The 17,826-nt window shown below is 34.6% G+C and carries 17 protein-coding genes; 9 read left to right on the forward strand and 8 right to left on the reverse strand.

The genetic code is table 11. From position 1 onward, the window contains the following. Nucleotides 1-127: 127 nt before the first annotated feature. A complete protein-coding gene (locus tag HM987_RS08935) occupies nucleotides 128-526 on the reverse strand; it encodes a GlcG/HbpS family heme-binding protein (protein ID WP_179009966.1) in 399 nt (132 codons plus the stop codon). Nucleotides 527-790: 264 nt separating this feature from the next. Here HM987_RS08935 and HM987_RS08940 point away from each other — a divergent pair, with 264 nt between their 5' ends. Next, on the forward strand, nucleotides 791-2,128 hold the full coding sequence (locus HM987_RS08940; protein WP_179007231.1) for an exonuclease domain-containing protein: 1,338 nt from the start codon (nucleotides 791-793) through the stop codon (nucleotides 2,126-2,128). A gap of 306 nt (nucleotides 2,129-2,434) precedes the next feature. Here the strand turns inward: HM987_RS08940 and HM987_RS08945 are convergent, their stop codons facing one another. From HM987_RS08945 to HM987_RS08960, 4 genes are all read right to left on the reverse strand, one after another. Further along, nucleotides 2,435-2,635, reverse strand: a complete 201-nt coding sequence (locus HM987_RS08945; protein WP_179007234.1) for a CsbD family protein — start codon at nucleotides 2,633-2,635, stop codon at nucleotides 2,435-2,437. A gap of 353 nt (nucleotides 2,636-2,988) precedes the next feature. Further along, complete coding sequence (locus HM987_RS08950) at nucleotides 2,989-3,237, reverse strand: cold-shock protein (RefSeq protein ID WP_218847023.1); 249 nt, start codon at nucleotides 3,235-3,237, stop codon at nucleotides 2,989-2,991. A gap of 93 nt (nucleotides 3,238-3,330) precedes the next feature. After that, nucleotides 3,331-5,823 (reverse strand): ABC transporter permease, encoded by a 2,493-nt coding sequence (locus HM987_RS08955; protein WP_179009971.1) that lies wholly within the window; start codon nucleotides 5,821-5,823, stop codon nucleotides 3,331-3,333. A gap of 47 nt (nucleotides 5,824-5,870) precedes the next feature. After that, complete coding sequence (locus HM987_RS08960) at nucleotides 5,871-6,560, reverse strand: ABC transporter ATP-binding protein (protein ID WP_179007237.1); 690 nt, start codon at nucleotides 6,558-6,560, stop codon at nucleotides 5,871-5,873. Nucleotides 6,561-6,587: 27 nt separating this feature from the next. Between HM987_RS08960 and HM987_RS08965 the strand changes: the two genes are divergently transcribed. The 3 genes from HM987_RS08965 (at nucleotide 6,588) to HM987_RS08975 (ending at nucleotide 9,004) form a co-directional block, all read left to right on the forward strand. Then, the gene (locus HM987_RS08965) at nucleotides 6,588-7,334 is read left to right on the forward strand and encodes an arylesterase (protein WP_179007240.1); all 747 of its coding nucleotides are present in this window, start codon (nucleotides 6,588-6,590) and stop codon (nucleotides 7,332-7,334) included. Nucleotides 7,335-7,350: 16 nt separating this feature from the next. Beyond that, nucleotides 7,351-7,920, forward strand: coding sequence for a Crp/Fnr family transcriptional regulator (locus tag HM987_RS08970; protein ID WP_179007244.1), 570 nt, complete (start codon nucleotides 7,351-7,353; stop codon nucleotides 7,918-7,920). A 343-nt stretch (nucleotides 7,921-8,263) separates the two neighbouring features. Next, on the forward strand, nucleotides 8,264-9,004 hold the full coding sequence (locus HM987_RS08975) for an acyl-CoA desaturase (protein WP_179007247.1): 741 nt from the start codon (nucleotides 8,264-8,266) through the stop codon (nucleotides 9,002-9,004). Between the two features lie 49 nt (nucleotides 9,005-9,053). Here the strand turns inward: HM987_RS08975 and HM987_RS08980 are convergent, their stop codons facing one another. Both HM987_RS08980 and HM987_RS08985 read right to left on the reverse strand, forming a co-directional pair. Beyond that, nucleotides 9,054-9,983, reverse strand: a complete 930-nt coding sequence (locus tag HM987_RS08980; RefSeq protein ID WP_179007250.1) for a mechanosensitive ion channel family protein — start codon at nucleotides 9,981-9,983, stop codon at nucleotides 9,054-9,056. A gap of 109 nt (nucleotides 9,984-10,092) precedes the next feature. Beyond that, nucleotides 10,093-11,826, reverse strand: coding sequence for a patatin-like phospholipase family protein (locus HM987_RS08985; protein ID WP_179007253.1), 1,734 nt, complete (start codon nucleotides 11,824-11,826; stop codon nucleotides 10,093-10,095). 258 nt (nucleotides 11,827-12,084) lie between these two features. Between HM987_RS08985 and HM987_RS08990 the strand changes: the two genes are divergently transcribed. Both HM987_RS08990 and HM987_RS08995 read left to right on the forward strand, forming a co-directional pair. Further along, nucleotides 12,085-12,318: a hypothetical protein gene (locus HM987_RS08990; RefSeq protein ID WP_179007256.1), complete on the forward strand. Its 234-nt coding sequence runs from the start codon at nucleotides 12,085-12,087 to the stop codon at nucleotides 12,316-12,318. A gap of 22 nt (nucleotides 12,319-12,340) precedes the next feature. Then, on the forward strand, nucleotides 12,341-12,958 hold the full coding sequence (locus HM987_RS08995) for an REP-associated tyrosine transposase (RefSeq protein WP_179007259.1): 618 nt from the start codon (nucleotides 12,341-12,343) through the stop codon (nucleotides 12,956-12,958). A 133-nt stretch (nucleotides 12,959-13,091) separates the two neighbouring features. On the opposite strand, the gene HM987_RS09000 is transcribed toward HM987_RS08995, so the two are convergent. Next, nucleotides 13,092-13,622 carry a peptidase associated/transthyretin-like domain-containing protein gene (locus HM987_RS09000; RefSeq protein ID WP_229724658.1) on the reverse strand — a complete coding sequence of 177 codons (531 nt, stop codon included), beginning with the start codon at nucleotides 13,620-13,622 and terminating at the stop codon, nucleotides 13,092-13,094. Nucleotides 13,623-14,245: 623 nt separating this feature from the next. On the opposite strand from HM987_RS09000, the gene HM987_RS09005 reads away from it, so the two are divergent. The 3 genes from HM987_RS09005 (at nucleotide 14,246) to HM987_RS09015 (ending at nucleotide 17,826) form a co-directional block, all read left to right on the forward strand. Next, nucleotides 14,246-14,698: a hypothetical protein gene (locus tag HM987_RS09005; protein ID WP_179007265.1), complete on the forward strand. Its 453-nt coding sequence runs from the start codon at nucleotides 14,246-14,248 to the stop codon at nucleotides 14,696-14,698. A 262-nt stretch (nucleotides 14,699-14,960) separates the two neighbouring features. Beyond that, nucleotides 14,961-16,280, forward strand: coding sequence for a hypothetical protein (locus tag HM987_RS09010; RefSeq protein WP_179007268.1), 1,320 nt, complete (start codon nucleotides 14,961-14,963; stop codon nucleotides 16,278-16,280). An 82-nt stretch (nucleotides 16,281-16,362) separates the two neighbouring features. After that, entirely contained in the window at nucleotides 16,363-17,826 is a 1,464-nt protein-coding gene (locus HM987_RS09015) for a T9SS type B sorting domain-containing protein (protein ID WP_179007271.1), read from the forward strand.

A 17,826-nucleotide genomic window follows, 5' to 3' on the forward strand; every position in this document is an offset into this window, starting at 1 on the left:
AGATTGACTTTAAATTCAGGTGATAAATGAATTAACGGAGACTTGGAAAAATTCCAAATAAACCATCAGGCATAAAAAAAATCAGACAACCCTAGTCATCTGATTTTTTCTTAATATAATTTTTAGCTTATAAAGCGTCGCATCCCGCTTTTGCAACAGTATGGTCATTTTCCACAGTGCTTCCGCTCACACCAATAGCGCCGATAATTTTACCAGAATCATTCTTAATAGGTAAACCTCCAGGAAATGAAATTAAACCTCCATTGGAATGTTCAATATTAAAAAGTGATGCTCCTGGCTGCGATAGCTTTCCTATTTCACCTGTTGGCATATCGAAAAAACAGGCGGTCTTTGCTTTTTTAAGCGCTATGTCAGCACTTCCTAACCATGCGCCATCCATCCGTGCAAAGGCAACTGGATTGGCACCTGTATCAACAATTGAGATATTCATTTTTGTATCAATTTTCTGCGCCTTATCTAAAGCCTTTTTTATAATGGTCTGTGCTTGTGCTAATGTAATATTCATCGATTTATAAATTTTAATGTTTGTCATTCAAAGTACAACTTATCGCAACCAATGCCAACAAGTAGAAGTCAATTAGCATAACGTTAACGTTTAGTAGTGCTATAAAAAATGGCACCTCTATAATTGATTACAAATTCGACTTTTAGAATTAAAAAACCAAGCTTAGAATTCGCTTTAACTATGTGTCAAATTTCAAAATCCATTAAAAGTAATTATCTTGCCGTCGGTAATCAATTAGTATAAACTACCTGAAGAATTTTAAAAATGATCTACACCATCATCGATGTTGAAACTACGGGACAAGGCAATCGCATGACCGAGATTTCCATTTTCAAATATGATGGTAGCATTGTTATTGACGAATTTACCTCATTGATAAATCCAGAAAGTTACATTCCTACGCACATCACTGCACTCACAGGAATTGATAATGCTTTGGTTGCAGATGCACCGACCTTTGAAGAAGTCGCTCAAGATATTTTGAACATTACAGAAGACACCATTTTTGTAGCCCATAACGTGAACTTTGATTATAACATAATCAACGGTGAATTTAAACGTATTGGCATGGAATTTACAAGAAAGAAATTGTGTACGGTTCGTTTATCCAGACGTTTAATTCCAGGCCATCGTTCTTATAGTTTGGGAAAATTATGTAAAGCTTTAGATATCAATTTAGTGGATAGGCACAGAGCCAGAGGTGATGCCGAAGCGACAGTTATTCTGTTCGGATTATTATTACAACAACCTAAGGCCGATGACGTTTTTAAAGAATTTCTAAACAAAAACTCTAGAGAATCGACCTTACCTCCTAACCTTCCTAAAGAAATTTTTAATGCTTTACCGTCCAAAGCAGGAATCTATTATTTTAAGGATAAAAGAGGAAAAGTGATTTATGTCGGGAAAGCGATAAATATAAAAAAACGGGTGCTCAGTCATTTTTATAGTAAAACAAAAAAGTCGTTGCAAATGGTCAGGGAAACCAGAGATATTGATTTTGAAATTTCTGGTAGTGAATTAATTGCTTTGTTGATGGAAGATGCAGCGATAAAGCATCACTTTCCTATTTATAATGTTTCGGCAAAGCGCAGTATTCAGTCGTATGCCATTTTTTCTTATGAAGATAGAAAGGGTATATTACATTTAGCGAGTAACAAAGGGCGTTTGGTACCAAATCCCATCCTCACTTTTTTTAATGTGAGAGATGTTCGTTTATATCTTGAAAAACTATGTGAAAAATATAATCTTTGTCCTAAATATTGTCATTTACAGGAAGCTGTTTCGGAGTGTTCTCATTATAGTATTAAAAACTGTAATGGCGTCTGTAGAGATGAAGAACCTATCGAATCTTATAACAACAAAGTTCTTGAAGCTATCCATGATATGTCCAATCAAAAGGAAAACATTATTCTCAAAGAAAAGGGAAGAAATCAAAATGAGGAAGCTTTTGTTATGATAAAAGATGGTGCGTATTTAGGTTATGGATTTATAGATAAGGGAGAACAAATCAATCATATAGACGATTTAAACACGTTTCTGATTCCACAGAAAAATAGCGTTGATGTTCAGAAGATTTTACGGCCAGTGTTGTTGAAGATTTAAAATGTGTATTATGCAAAATTACACCTTCATTTATTTGGAAGTTATCATTATTTTCCTTAATTTAGTATTATCATAATTGGGGTGCTTAAGTTAAACAGCTGAAATTATACCCATTGTACTTCTAAGGATAATGCCAATTGAAGGAAATTATGATATCAAAGAGAATCAAGACTTAAAAAATCTTCATTCTCTTTGTTTCTTTTATGCTATTGGTAAATTCATTCTTCCAACAAAAAGTGATTTATAATTGGCCATAAAAAAATCCCGCTGTTGCGAGATTTTTATTCTTTTTATCAATTCTGGGAATTAATACTTTAAATCGTTAAGGAAGTCATTCACTTTCTCCTTTGATTCACCCGTACGTTTCTGAATTCGACCTAATAGTTCGTCTTCCTTACCTTCTTGATAATCTAGATCATCATCGGTAAGTTCTCCCCATTCTTGTTTTAATTTTCCTTTAGCAATATTCCAATTGCCTTCTGCTTTATCTTGCCATGGTTTAGACATAATTCTTTAGTTTTAATTTGTTGCTTAACGTAAACCACTTTGATTTACTAATATAAAATTAAGGCAAATACCACAGGCTAATTATCGCAATCGATTTAGAAATTAGTTCAAATAAAAATTTTAGAAGGATTTAACTAATGACTGCTCCAAGAGCTGACTAAAATTGTCATTTATTTTATCACGAAATACGCAATTATCCTTGATGATAGTTCAAATAGATATATGAAAGTAATTCAATCAGTACGATATAATTTCGTAATAATTTTATCTTTTTAATAACCTTACGCCATATTAATAACCAATAAAACCATCGAATTCGATGGTTTTATAATGTCAACTATGTATGTGAATGTTTATTTCTTAATGACGCGTACGTTGGTAGCAATCGGTCCTTTATCACTTTGTTCAATATTAAACGTGACACGGTTTTTATCCCTGATTTTATCTACTAGATTTGATTTATGTACAAAGATTTCTTCATCAGAATCTTTAATGGTTATAAATCCAAATCCTTTTTTGAAATTGAAAAATTTCACAGTTCCTTCGTGGATTCCGCTCGTTTTATTTGAATTGAATAGTTTATTTATTAAATTTTTAAACATTGATTTTGTATTAATGGCTTTGGTCAATAATTTGTTCTACGCTACAAATATAAGAAATTCAAAAAGGTGTATGTGCTTTTTTACGCTAATTAGTTACCCTTCTCTTCTTAAAACTTCTAAGGGCGAACTTCGCAGTACCGTTTGAATATTGCTTAACCCGATACCTAAAACCAATAACGTGATACCTGGTAAAAATACTAAAAACGGAATCCATGAAGGTGCAAAAGGCTCTTTGAATACCAATAATGCCAAACACAAACTACTTAATAATGCCAATAAAATTCCGACTAAACTTCCAATTAAACCTAAGAACACATATTCAAATGCTGAAATTTGTAAAATCTGGGTATTCTTTGCGCCCAATGTTCTCAATAACACACTTTCCTTAATACGTTGATATTTACTGGTTCGCACAGAACCTATTAATACAATGATACCTGTGAGTATGCTAAAGAATGCCATAAAGTTAATGATCCACGTGACTTTATCCAGAATATCTTCTACAATGGTAAAAACCTGTCGTAAATCTATAATGGAAACATTGGGAAATTCCGCCACCAATTCACGTTGTAAGGCTGCAGAACCTTCTTGATCTGGAACATTTGTTGCCATCACACTAAACTGCGGTGCATCTTCTAATACGCCTTTTGGAAAAACAACGGAAAAGTTTGGTTTTAACTGTTGCCAATCCACCTTGCGAATACTTCCTATTGTGGTTTCCATTAGAACGCCTTGCACATTAAACACAATAGCATCGCCAACGCCAATATTTAAATCCAACGCCAAATTATCTGAAATGGAAATCACTACGGGATCATCAGCATTGAGTTCTGGAGTCCATTGTCCATCTTGAAGCGATTCTGAACTGGTTAAAGAATCACGATAAGTTGTTCTAAACTCATGGTTTAGCACCCAGCGCTTTATCTGTGTCGTGGAATCTTGTCGCAAGGCATTAACCAACTCCCCTTTTATGCTGTGCAATCGCATAGTTACTAATGGAATATTATCAATTACGGGTAAACCTTTTGACGTAATCAATTGCTTTACTGCTTCACGCTGTTCCGTTTGCACATCCAGAATAATCATATTGGCGTTCGCAGATGTGTCTATCTCTGATTTGGTTAATAAAATATCCTTTGTGAAATATAAGGTACTTATTAAAAACGTACCCAAACCAATGGCAACGACCAAAACAACGGTTTGATTGTTTGGCCTGAATAAATTCAATAAACTTTGACGTAATGTAAAGCCCCAACGTTTAGGGAAAAACTTTCGAATTCCTTTAATACAAAGCAAAGCTACACCAGCCAAAATGCTAAATGTTATAAAAGTAGCTCCCACAAAAGCGAGCGCATAAATGGCGTCTTTGAGCAACCAGAATGAAAATAAAAACAGAAAAAGTATAATAGCTGCGAATACCAAATAGCGTACTTTTTTAGGTTCCTGTGCCGCTTGTTCATCTACCCGTAACACTTCCAATGGCGATACATACCACGTTCTAAGCAATGGTAAAAGCGCAAATAGCACAGACATAAAAAGCCCAAGAAAAACACCCATAAAAATAGGTTGTGCTGAGATGCTAATTTCTACATCAAAAGGTAAAAAATCCTTTAAGAGATAAGGGAATAATTCTTGAAGCCCAATACCTATAAGTGCTCCGATTAAACCACCAACAATCCCAATTCCTGAAATTTGAATGAGGAAAATCAGAAAACTTTGAAGTCTTGATGCGCCCATACATTTTAAAACAGCAATCGCTTTGAGCTTTTCCTTGATGTATATATGAACCGAACTGGCAATACCAATACAACCCAACAATAAAGCGATAAAAGCTGCCAAATTCAAAAATTTACCAACATTGTCATAGCGCTTCCCTAAACGTTTACTTGTGCTTGCATGTGTGTCTAAATCTGCATTTTCAGCTTTCAGCATAGGATCAACCTTATCTTCAAAACGTTCTAAGTTTAAAGTGTCGGATGTTTTATAGAAGTACTGATACTCTTTTCGGCTACCAAATTGTATGAGTTCGGTATCTTTAATTAAACGGTATGGAATTAAAACTGGAGGCGCAACAGAAGTCGAAATAGCCGTACTTCCCGGTATGGCTTTTAATGCACCAGTAATCGGTAAGGTCAATTCCCCAACTTTAATAGAATCGCCTGGTTTTATATTAAATTGCAGTAACAATGTAGCATCAACTAAAGCACCACCAGACTCTTGATAAGTTGCTGCTGCTGAAGCGGGTTGCGTATCAATAGTGCCGTAAAATGGAAAGCCGCCTTCCAAACCACGCACCTTTACTAATTTGGTACCACCATTTTTCGGAAAGGCAACCATGGAAACAAAGTTGACTTCGGAAGCATCCGGTTGTAAGGAGTCTATAATGGCTTGGGCTCTTTCGGTTGGTACTTGTCTGGAGTCAATAATGTAATCAGCTCCCATCAACGCTTTGGATTGCAGTTGTATATTATCCTTCAGATTTGTACTAAAGAGTTGAATAGAGACCACAGCCGCAATACCCAAAATAATAGAAGCCATAAATAGCAGCAGACGTACTCTACTCGCTTTGGCATCTCTCCATGCCATTTTGAATAGCCAGATAGTTTTTTGATTCATATTAATATAGAATGTATTTAAACGGCTTCAGTACGAAGGTTGGTTAATATTTTTCCGCCTTTAAGTCTTAGTATTTGCTGTGTGCGGTTGGCCAAGTCCAAATCGTGTGAAATTATGACCAAAGTGGTTCCAGCTTCTTTGTTAAGATCGAATAATAATTTGATCACTTTTTCTCCGGTTTCCTCATCCAAATTACCAGTTGGCTCATCAGCAAACAAAATAGAAGGCGAATTGGCAAAAGCCCTTGCCAAAGCTACGCGCTGCTGTTCTCCACCCGAGAGTTGTGATGGATAATGATGAAAACGGTCTGCCAAACCCACTTTATCAAGTAATTCCATACTTTTCTTTATAGCATCGGAATTTCCTTGTAATTCTAGTGGAACACTTACGTTTTCTAAAGCCGTCAGTGTTGGTAACAATTGAAAATTTTGAAATATAAATCCGACTTCCTTATTTCGCAGCTGCGCACGTTGGTCTTCGTTTAAGCGACTTAAATCCTGTCCACATAATTCAACTGTACCTGAATTGGGCTCATCAAGTCCTGCGCACAATCCCAACAAGGTGGTTTTTCCACTACCCGAAGGCCCAACGATGGAAAACGTTTGTCCTTTCTCAACTTCAAAAGTGATGTCCTTTAAAACCGTTAATTGTTTGTTACCACTAGAATATGTCTTTTCTAGCCCAGTAATCTTTAATATATTTGGCATATTAATATTTTAATTTAGATACAACTTATGTTGAAGGCTCAAAATAAACAATTGCGGTCATATTTACCAATCGCAATCACCCATAAAATCTTAAAGTTTTGTTATTTTATCATGGCCATTTTACTCTTGGCCTGTGGGAACAATAAATCTGAAAACACCACACCTGAAACATCCTCTGCAGAGCAATCTGATGAGCCTTTGACAGAAACTTCCACAACCAAAACCATTTTATGCTTTGGAGATAGTATTACGGCTGGTATGGGATTGGAGGACAGTAAAGATGCGTTTCCTGCTGTTTTACAGCGAAAAATTGATTCGTTAGGCTTGAATTATACGGTAGTTAATTCGGGTTTAAGCGGAGAAACCACAGCTGGAGGGAAAAGCCGTATAGATTGGGTGCTCAAACAACCAATTTCCATATTTTTATTAGAGCTTGGTGCCAATGATGGTTTGCGAGGCGTCACGTTGACCGAAACACGTGCTAATCTGCAAGCGATTATAGATGAAGTTAGGCAGAAAAGTCCAAAAATCGATATTATCCTTGCGGGTATGGAATTACCTCCAAATATGGGACAAGATTACACAACCGAATTTCGAACGATGTACAGAGAATTGGCTGAAAAGAATGATGTGGAATTTATTCCATTTATTTTAAAAGATGTTGGCGGTATTGCAGAACTCAATCAGAGTGATGGGATACATCCTACTGTTGAAGGCCATAAAATTATTGCGAACACGGTTTGGGAAACTTTAGAACCTTTACTGAAATCATAAGGCTCGACCAGCTAAAGTGGAACAAATAAAAGCATACTTAGATCAAATAGCAACGATATCAGAAGCCGATTGGGATTATTTCACGTCCAAACTTCAGCGTCGCGTGATTAAAAAGAAAGCTATTTTTTTAAAACTCAATAGCATTGAAAACCATATCTCATTTATTGAATCTGGCATGGTTAGATTATTTATTCCCAAAGAAAACCCTGAGAAAGAAATCACTTTTGGATTTAGTTTTAAAGATGAATTTATAAGTGCTTACGACTCTTTTTTAACACAAAAACCTTCAGCTTACCAACTGCAAGCACTTACGGAAACCACAATGTTGAGCATCACTTATAATGATTTGCAATTGGTCTATAATAACACACAAATCGGTAATCTCATTGGCAGATTAACCGCAGAACGTCTCTTCTTATTAAAATCTAAACGCGAACAAAACTTGTTGAATCTTACCGCAGAGGAACGCTACAAGAAATTATTCAAAGAGCGTCCAGAACTTTTAAAAGACATTCCGCTGAAATACATCAGTTCTTATATTGGTGTTACTGCACAAGCCTTAAGTCGAATTCGGAAACGGGTTTGAAAACTTGTTTTTACTTTCATTTATGTGGTTAAACGTTTAATGATTTTAAAGTGTACTTCCCTGATTAAAGTTGACCATTTTTTTTATAATCGTTTCTTGATTTTGGTTCTAAATATATTTTTCTTGTAAAGGCATTAAGACGCAAAGTTTACTCGGACGGTTATACCTGTTGCTTACTACTTTTTACCTTGAAGTTGTTGTATGGGTTGCAAAGGTCTCTGCCCTCAGCAGTAAGTCGTAATTTGTAAGTCTTCAAATTTAAGTTTACAACCAGTTAATTTATTTATTGACCTAGGTTCATTGTTTGGCATGCATTATGCACTTAACTTTGTAAAAAAAAGTTATGATTATTATTCTTTTTGTCTTAGTGCTTTGGTATGGAGGCTTATTTTTTCAATCGTTCTTCTTGCATCGCTATGCCGCACATCAAGTGTTTACGATGTCTAAAACCATGGAACGTATAACCTTTGTGCTCACGTGGATATTTCAAGGATCCAGTTATTTAAGTGCTTACGGTTATGGTATTATGCACCGTATGCACCATGCTTACACGGATACGGAAAAAGACCCACATTCGCCATCCTACGACGAAAATGTTTTTGCCATGATGTGGAAAACGAAAACTATTTATCAGGACATCAATCAGCAACGTATTGCTATCGATCAGCGTTTTACGAAAAATGTGCCACAGTGGAAAGGATTTGATCGTTTCGCAAGTTCCCGTGTTTCAAGATTGCTTTGGGTTTCCTTGTATATATTATTCTTCGCTTTCTTTGTAACCGCATGGTGGCAATGGTTATTGTTACCCATCACTTTTTTAATGGCACCAATCCATGGCGTCATCATTAATTGGTTTGGACATATTTATGGCTATGTGAATTTTAAGATGAAAAATACGAGTAAGAATCTGTTTCGTTTCGATTTTTTAATGATGGGAGAAGGTTATCATAACAACCATCATAAACATGCGAGCAGAGCTAATTTTGGCTTCAAATGGTATGAAATTGATGTCACGTATCTTATTATTAAGGTTTTAGATGCTTTTGGATTGATTAAGTTGAAACCTGTTCGAGTCAAGAATTGATAGTAACTTAAAATCATTGTCATTTTACAATCCATAAATAATAAAAACATTATTTATCTCTTCCTTTTTCACTTGAATTACCAGCATCTTGGATAACGCGTAAAGGAATATCTTTCTCATTACCATATAACTTAAGCTCTTTGATATCGGCAGGTAAATTAATGCCAGCATCTTCGAGTTTCTGTTTGACTTCCCTAATAAGATTTCCTCTTACAATGATTGCTGATTTTCTATAATCCAGTGTATTTACCCAAAAAAATACTTTTAAATTCACGGTACTTGCTGCAAGTTCGTCTTCAAAAACAAAATTCTCATGGTCTATGTCGTGAACAATATCTTCATCTTGATCTAAAATGGTATTAATTATTTGTTTAGCAGTATCAATATCATCTTCATACCCAATACCAACTACAAAATCATTTCTAAAGAAGCCGTCAGCAGTATAATTTTCAACAGGCTTAGTAAGGACATCACTATTGGGAACATAGATATCTCTGCCATCAAAAGTTTTCAAATGCATATATCTGAAATTTAAAGCTTTAACCTTTCCAAATAAATCGTCTACTTTAATAGTGTCATTAATATTAAAAGGTCTGTTAAAAGCTAAAATAATTCCAGCCAAAAAGTTTTTCCCAATATCCTGAAATGCAAATCCCAATACAATAGCTGCGCCTCCAGCAGCCGTTAAAATACCCGTTGCAACTCCACTTAAACCAGCCACCTGTAGCGCTATTAAAATTGCAATGAGCGTTAGGATAATTTTTATAGATTGCGCTAGAAACCTTGCCATTAAGGGATCATTGGCTTTTTTTAGGATACGTCTTCTATAAATATTCGTGAGTAGTTTTGCAATGAGGACGCCTACAATGATTACAAGAATACCGAGGGCTATACGCGGTAAAACCTCAAGAAAGGTATTATAATAATTGGAAATGGATTCTGTTATGGTTTCTGTTGCGGATTGTTGAGCGATTGACATCTATTAAATTTGTTTTAAATATACTAAACTGTAATTACATTATAAAAACATAGACGACTTAACCCATTACCTATAATTAAGAACGCAATTGAATCTTGATTTAAAAGTATTACATTTTTCTGTTCTTAAAATCCTTCTCTATATGTGTCATAGCTATTTTGGTAATTTTTTTGGCTATTGAACCTCTGAACATCCTAACAACCTGTCGTAACCACCAACTTCCAATTTTTCCGTTTAGTTCTGCTTTTAAAATGGCCTTTACCCTAGCTCTCATGGGCTTTTCAAGTTTCCTAAAAGCATCTTTATTAAATTTAGGGAATTCTTCAACTTCGTAACGCGTAGGATTGGTGTCGCCTTCTATCTTACTTAAATCTGGAATGATGGGCATATAGACTTTCTCGCTGCCATCATCTTGTTTTACGTTTCTTTTAAATTCTTCAATAGCTGCATCGCTAACGCCGTAAAACAAATTATCAGGATCATCCTTATCACATTCCAAAAAGAGAATGCCCCTTAGAAAATTCCGGGCATTATCCCGACCAAGAAAAAAATCGTGCTGTCTAAATTTAATATCCAAAAAACCACCAAAACCTTCTATTGCTCCCGTCGCTAAAGGAGGATGCGCTCTTATTTCCATTTTACCCGATTTTAATTTTCTAGGAAACGACATCAATTTAAACAAACCAACCCCGTAGGTATCTGTTTGTTTGTAACGTGCTTGATTCAGAATGGTTGGCACAAGTGCACCAAGTATTCCCATAATACTAGACACTTTGTAATTGATGTTATCCGTTAGTTCTGGGTCGAAAAAATTAGGGAACGGATCAATATGCAGCGTACCAAATTTAGGGTTTTCCAAGTCTGGTGCACCATGTTTTTTAATGAGATGTCTCAGCACTTCATCAAAAGGTTCATTGTTTATGGTGCCACCGTCAATAGCTGTAAATTGAAAATTAGGCGTTGCACCTTCATCTATTAGAATATCCAGATCCTCAATGAGCGATTTCCGAATCTTCAAGCTGTTATTTAGATAGCGCGTCGAGAATTCATCATCAAAATAACGTGGTTTTAAACCAATAGGAAATGCACCAGTGGCTTTAGTAACCTTGATTAAAAAATTCCTTGAATCTAAATGATGCGGATGAAATGGCAAATAAAGTCCCGAATCTTTTGTGTCGTCATAATCTAATTTAAAATGCGCCAAAACATCGTGGCTACTCACACGATGTGATGGGGTTTCATCCAAGAACTTAGACTTAATTCGACTTAATTTCACTTTATAATCCAAAGGTCTAAGACTTGTTAAAGTAATGAGCAATCGCAAATCCTTAGATATAAATTCTGGTAGTTTATCTATACCTGAATCTTTCGGTAATTCATTAAAAACACGTTCTGCAATAGCATCAATTGGTGTAGAATTTAAAAGAGAAGGTGCACCGGCTTCTGGATCAATATCTGACGTATCGAGCATTTTTTCAAAAGTTCCTTTTCCGCTACCCTTTTCAGAATAAAGACTAAGGTCATCATCCAAAAATACCCAACTGTCATAAAGGATATTACCTGTTTTTTTATTGGATACTTTTTTTACGGGTGTCCAATTACCGGAATAAAGCGCGAGTGTGGCAATCATACCAACCATGCCTCCTGCCGAAGCGCCACCAAGGGCATCAATAATAACTTTATGGTTGGGAATATTGCTCTTGGGATTATTGGCCTGTTGTTGTTTGGCTTTTTCCCATTCCGAAAGGGCTTCGAGTAAATAATCCATAAATCCGGCTGTATAAGCTCCTGCAGATACGGCTCCTGCCATGGAAAGTCCTAAGTGGAAGGTTTGATTGCTCATTGTGATCAGTTATTTCAAGTCTTAAAAGTAAAATATTTAATCGACCTGAAAACATATAATTTGGGTTAGAAATAGAATTTTGAGGATTTAATTTCAAGTTGAAACCATCGAATTATATCTTGTATATAAACAAAAAAAACATCCTAAATGATCATTTAGGATGTCCTATAAATTTTATATATCTTATTCTTCTTAGCTTTTTAAAACAATATTACCTTGCTGCCGCACGATTGCATCGTGTGGTATGAGTTAATAAAAATGATTTTCTTTACTAAGAAAAACAAACGGCAAAAAACAAAGGCACTACTCACTAAGTATGGCTTAAAAATCGTTAAACAAAAAGAAACAGCACTAATATTATGTTGTTTTGCTGTTGTACCTTTAAAGAAAAAAGGCAAAGTAAACCTAACTGACGAGAATGGTAATATTTTAGAAGCTGGCATTAAAGACCTTGCTGCCACACGATTGCATCGTGTGGTATTAATCAACTAACCACTAAATCAAAATAATACCAATGAGTCGAAACTATAAATTCCACAATCCAGTAGGTTTATACTTTGTAAGTTTCGCAGTAGTATATTGGTTAGATGTTTTTACAAGAAATGAGTATAAGAACATTGTAATAGAAAGTTTAAGTTATTGCCAAAAGGAAAAAGGTATGGAACTCATTGCTTGGTGCATTATGACCAATCATGTCCATTTAATTTTTAGAAGTATAAAAGGGCAAAAGCCAGAATTGTTACTTGGAGATTTTAAGCGATTTACTAGTAAAGCAATTGTAAAAGCAATTACAGATAACCCAAGAGAGAGTAGAAAAGAAAATTTATTGGAGCAGTTTGCAAAGGCAGCTTCAAATTCTTCTAATGTTAAATACTATCAGTTTTGGAGACATGATAATAGACCTATTGAACTCTGGAGCAATAAAGTGATACAAGAAAAGGTAAACTATATACATAACAATCCTGTAGAAGCAGGTTTAGTTTTTAAGCCAGAAGATTATATGTATAGCAGCGCAATAGATTATGCTGACGGACAGGGACTTATTGATAATATTATTGTGTTTCAATATTTTGGAAGAGACGAAAAACCACACGATGCAATCGTGCGGCAGCGAGGGTTTACACCTCTATAAGTTTTTCGGCTATATATTTTCTCCAAAAGTTTATTAGGATAGAACATCGACCTGCCTCTACTCTAGCAACCCATAAAAAAACGTCCCAAAGAATAATTTAGGACGTTGCAGAAATATTTTAATTGAATAATTCTTAGCTTTTTAAAACAATATTACGCTCAGCAACTAGCATACCATCAACTTCTTTCGGAGCTAAGATTCTAGTCGGATCACCTTTTTTCGCCATACGCTTACGACATGTTTTTGTTAGCAAAGGGTCTTCTTCAAAAAGAAATGTTTCGAGGATATAAGCCTCTTTCGAAGCTTCCTTTACTATTGGGTGTACTTGTTGCAATTGATTGAATCTTCTGTCGCCTCCTGGTATAAAGGTGTAAAACGTGTATCTACCGTCGGCATCAGTCTTTACCCAACTTCTATGCAATACGTAACGCGCATCACCTGTATTTCTCAATTCAAAATCACCATTCTCATTAGGTTGCTCAATATATAAGATCACATCTTTAGCTGGAGTAACACCATCACTTTGATAAATTACACCGGTCAATTTCAATTGATTCGTTTTAGATCTAAAATCGGGTATGGTGTCCGTGTTTCTTAATTGGTCCTCGGCGCGATCATATATAGGAAGGTTAAAATCTGAATTAGTGTTTGATTTTTGAGCCATAACAGGGTTAATAGCACTATAAAAACAAACTAAACAAAAAAGTAGAAGAAGATTTTTCATGGTAATAAGCATTTAGGTTATACCAAAATTCAAGCTTTTATGTAGGAATACCTTAAAAATCTTCTCTAAGTCCCATTTTTACGACGAACCGATAATAGAAACCAATTTTCACGATGAAATACTATGGATTTTGCATCTAAATGGTTACTACATAGCAAAAAACCAATTACTTAGATTATTCAGAAACTATTGAACATAGAACTTCTATTTTACAAACAATTTTCGTTTAAAAACACGACTGTGAATTGTTTGAAAAAACATCAAAATTTATAGGTTAATTTATATTAAATATTCTTGATAATTTAAGACAAAAAACAAGTAAAGAATTGAAACCAATTCTATAAAATTCATCAAAATAGGGCTCTAAAAAATAAAAAAATGGCATAGAAGTTAAAAAAGTATTTCATCGATAAAATATGCTCTTTATCCAGTAAACACGCCGTTTAACCCTTAAATATGTATTTCATATATGAAAATTTTTTACTAAAAATGCCAAAATAAAGTTGTTTTATTTAATAAATTGTATAGATTTGTTGCACTAAGATTAATTTAAAAGCGTGAATATGAATACCAAATCTACTTTATTTTGTGCTATTTTTTTTCTAATGATTTCCATGGGTTTTGCTCAAAAAAAGAATGAGACTCAAAGCATTATTAGTGGTAAAGTAAATATCTCAAAATATCACAGTCGCGAAGACTTGAAAAAGCTAAAAAAAGGCGATCTACTTGTTCTTTATATAGAACGAATTGAAGTAATTGTAAATATTTTACCAAATATTGCATTTGCTACAAAACCAGGTGTTACTATGCAATCGTTGGGAATTCCAGATACAAAAGATAATAAGAAAGCTTTAGAAGATAATATCGATGCTTCTACGGCCTATTTCGATAGTACAATTGAATTTCAAAAATCGATTTTGCCCTATTCTGACACCACAGATTTAATTGCGGCAATTCTGTTTTATGAATCTACCTTAAAAGCCTTACATACTTACGATGATTTTAAAAAGGATTAGTTAGTTTTATTTATTTATATGTGTTTTAAAAACCTTGCCTATAATTAGGCAAGGTTTTTTTTTAGTCCACCATTTTCATACTTCATTTTTATTGAACACTTTATTATGTCGACAAAAAGCATTTTATTGTAAGTAAATACTTGTTATTAAAATAATATTGTGTATTTCGTCGATATTATTTGTGTTTCATAGGTATTGTTGTTATGTTTGATGTCATATAGTTTAAAAGCCCTCATTAATCTAAACTTAAAATTTACCTACTATGAAAAAAATTACGCTCTCATCACTTTTCTTTCTTTTAGTGTTCGGTAATTTAGTTGCCCAACAAGAAAAAGGAATTACTGGTTACAATAATTGGTTGGACACTTGGACAGACTTCAAACCCAATAATGCCAACTATGAAGAACCAACACAAATATTAACAGGAAACATTTCAGAAAGTACGACATTGACCAAAAGGAATACCTACCTTTTATTAGGTGATGTATTTGTTACAGAATGTGCAACTTTAACAATAGAGGCTGGTACTGTAATACTTGGTGATTATAAAACTAAAGGATCTTTGACAATCAGTAAGGGTTCTAGAATCTTGGCTGAAGGCAATCCAACTGACCCTATCATTTTTACGTCTAATAGAGCAGATAAAAAGCCCGGAGATTGGGGAGGCATCTTTATTCTTGGAAATGCACCCATCAATACATTTGGGAAGGTTGCTTCTTTAAACTATGGTTTAAACCCTTCATCCACGGAAAACATTAGTTATGGTGGTGACAATACCAATGATAATTCTGGAATTTTATCTTATGTTAGAATTGAGTTTGCTGGAAAAAAGACAAAGGATTTTGGTAATTTTAGTGGACTTACCTTAGCTGGAGTTGGACTAAAGACTGAGATAGATAAAGTTATGGTTAGTTACTGTCAAGGTAACTCCTTTAATATTTTAGGTGGTGAAGTGGATTTAATAAAAGCCGTTTCGTACAGATCTAATAAAAATGACTTTAATTTTAATTATGGCGCTCAATCAAATCTTAATAATTCATTGGCGATTAGATCACCTTACATATCAAGTCCTGATGGATCCCGTTGTTTATACGTAAGCTCCTATGATTTAAAAGAGGATGCAGATAGTTCAAAGAAAGAAACCAATGTTATTGCTAGAAATATGACATTGATCAATGTAAGTGACGATTTAAAATCGGATATAAGTGTTGGACTGGTGCAAGAAGCTATATTTATCGGTCCAGATGTGACTTTTACAATGAGTAAAAGTGTTATTTCTGGCTTTAAACCAGCGGTTATATTTGATGAGAAAATCGTTATTAACAATGAAAACTTGTCTAAGATAAAATTCGAATATTCTTATTTTAACAATTGCAAGGGCAATATTTTTCTAAAAAATCATACCAATAATGATGATTTAGAAAGTTGGTATGGAAGCAGAGCTTTTGATAATGTATATTCCAAAGGTCCAGATTCCGAAACTTTTATCGATTCCCATGACAGTAGATATCCTGATTTTAGATTAAGAATTAATAAAATCATTGCTTCTAATGATTTATTTGATGATGAAGAGGATGATTAATAAATACAATTTGATTTATAGTTATAATATATACCCAACCCCAAATAGCGTATAGACGAAAAACTCTACAATCCCCAAACTAATGCTTAAACCTACTTACCTAACTCAATTCATAATTGGATTTTGCTTTTTTGCCGTTATTTCATCGAAATATGGTAATGCGCAGATGGTTATTGGTGCGCCAAATTTAGGGTTTAGCCAAGCTTGTGCGAGTGCGTCTTTTAACTCATTTAGTGCTACCTTTATTTTTTCACCAGAATCGCTATTAAATGCTTCAAACCAATTTACAGTAGAACTATCTGATTCAGATGGTGAGTTTTCCGATCCTACTATAATTTATACTTCTGCAGCAGGAGAGATAACGGTTTCGCCAGCAACTTTAAATTTTTCATTTCCTGAAACTACAGCTGGAGAAAACTATCGAATCCGAATTAAAAGTACTTCACCTGCAGCAACAAGTTCTAGATCTGTTCCGTTCGCTGCTTATTACAAAACACAAGATTCACCTTTTACCATTAACAATTTGGTTTCTACTGGAGCCTTCTGTACAGGTGGTAGTTATTTACTTACTATTGACAATCCTGGTAGTGGCACAAACGACTCACCACTACTCTATCCAAATCTAACGTTTAATTGGTATAAAGAAACGAGCCCTACAACATCTGTTTTTGTAGCAGAAGGGCCAACACTTTCTGTAAACACTAATGGCACCTATTTTGTTGAAACCAATTATGGTACCTGTACCTCTAATTCATTTTCTAATCGGGTTACCATTAGCGAAGCAGTATCAGGCGAAGCCAATGCTACTATTGCATCTAGTTTAGGCAATCCTTTTTGCCCAGAACAAGGGTTTACCACTTTAAGTACTATTGGAGGAAACACCTATCAATGGTTTAAGGATGGAAATATTATTCCTGACGCTACAAGTCAAATGTACCAAACCAATGAATCTGGCACATTTTCAGTTCAAGTAGATTTAGGGGATTGTTCTGCATCGGGTTCTATAGAATTGGTAAGCGAATTATTTGAAAGTACTATCGATGTTCCTGAATATAACGCAATGCTTGCGGACGAATCATTATTAGTCAGCGTAACAACAACAGCTCAAAACCCAACATACGAGTGGTATTTAAACGATTCAACTATTTCAGGTGCAACTGATGCCGCTTTTGAAGCTACCGAATTTGGCGATTACAAAGTAGTCATTACCGAAACTACAGGTTGTGAAGCCTCTATAGAATATTTGTTCACGATTGAAGAAGCGCTGGATCTTTTTCCTGATGTTGAAAAAATTCCAAATGTGATTAGTCCAAATGGTGATTTAATAAATGATACCTGGATTATACCACCTGCTTATGTAAGTGGCACAAATACCGAAGTCATTATTATGAACAATCGTGGAAACGTAGTTTTACAAACCAATGACTATCAAAACAATTGGCCTGAAGACGATTTAAACTTAACAAGCATCAGTCAGGTGTATTATTACATCATCACCACAACTGATAACGAAATAAAAAAAGGTTCCATAACCGTAGTGAAATGA

Origin of the sequence: Winogradskyella forsetii, from assembly GCF_013394595.1 — a bacterium.
Lineage (GTDB): Bacteria > Bacteroidota > Bacteroidia > Flavobacteriales > Flavobacteriaceae > Winogradskyella > Winogradskyella forsetii.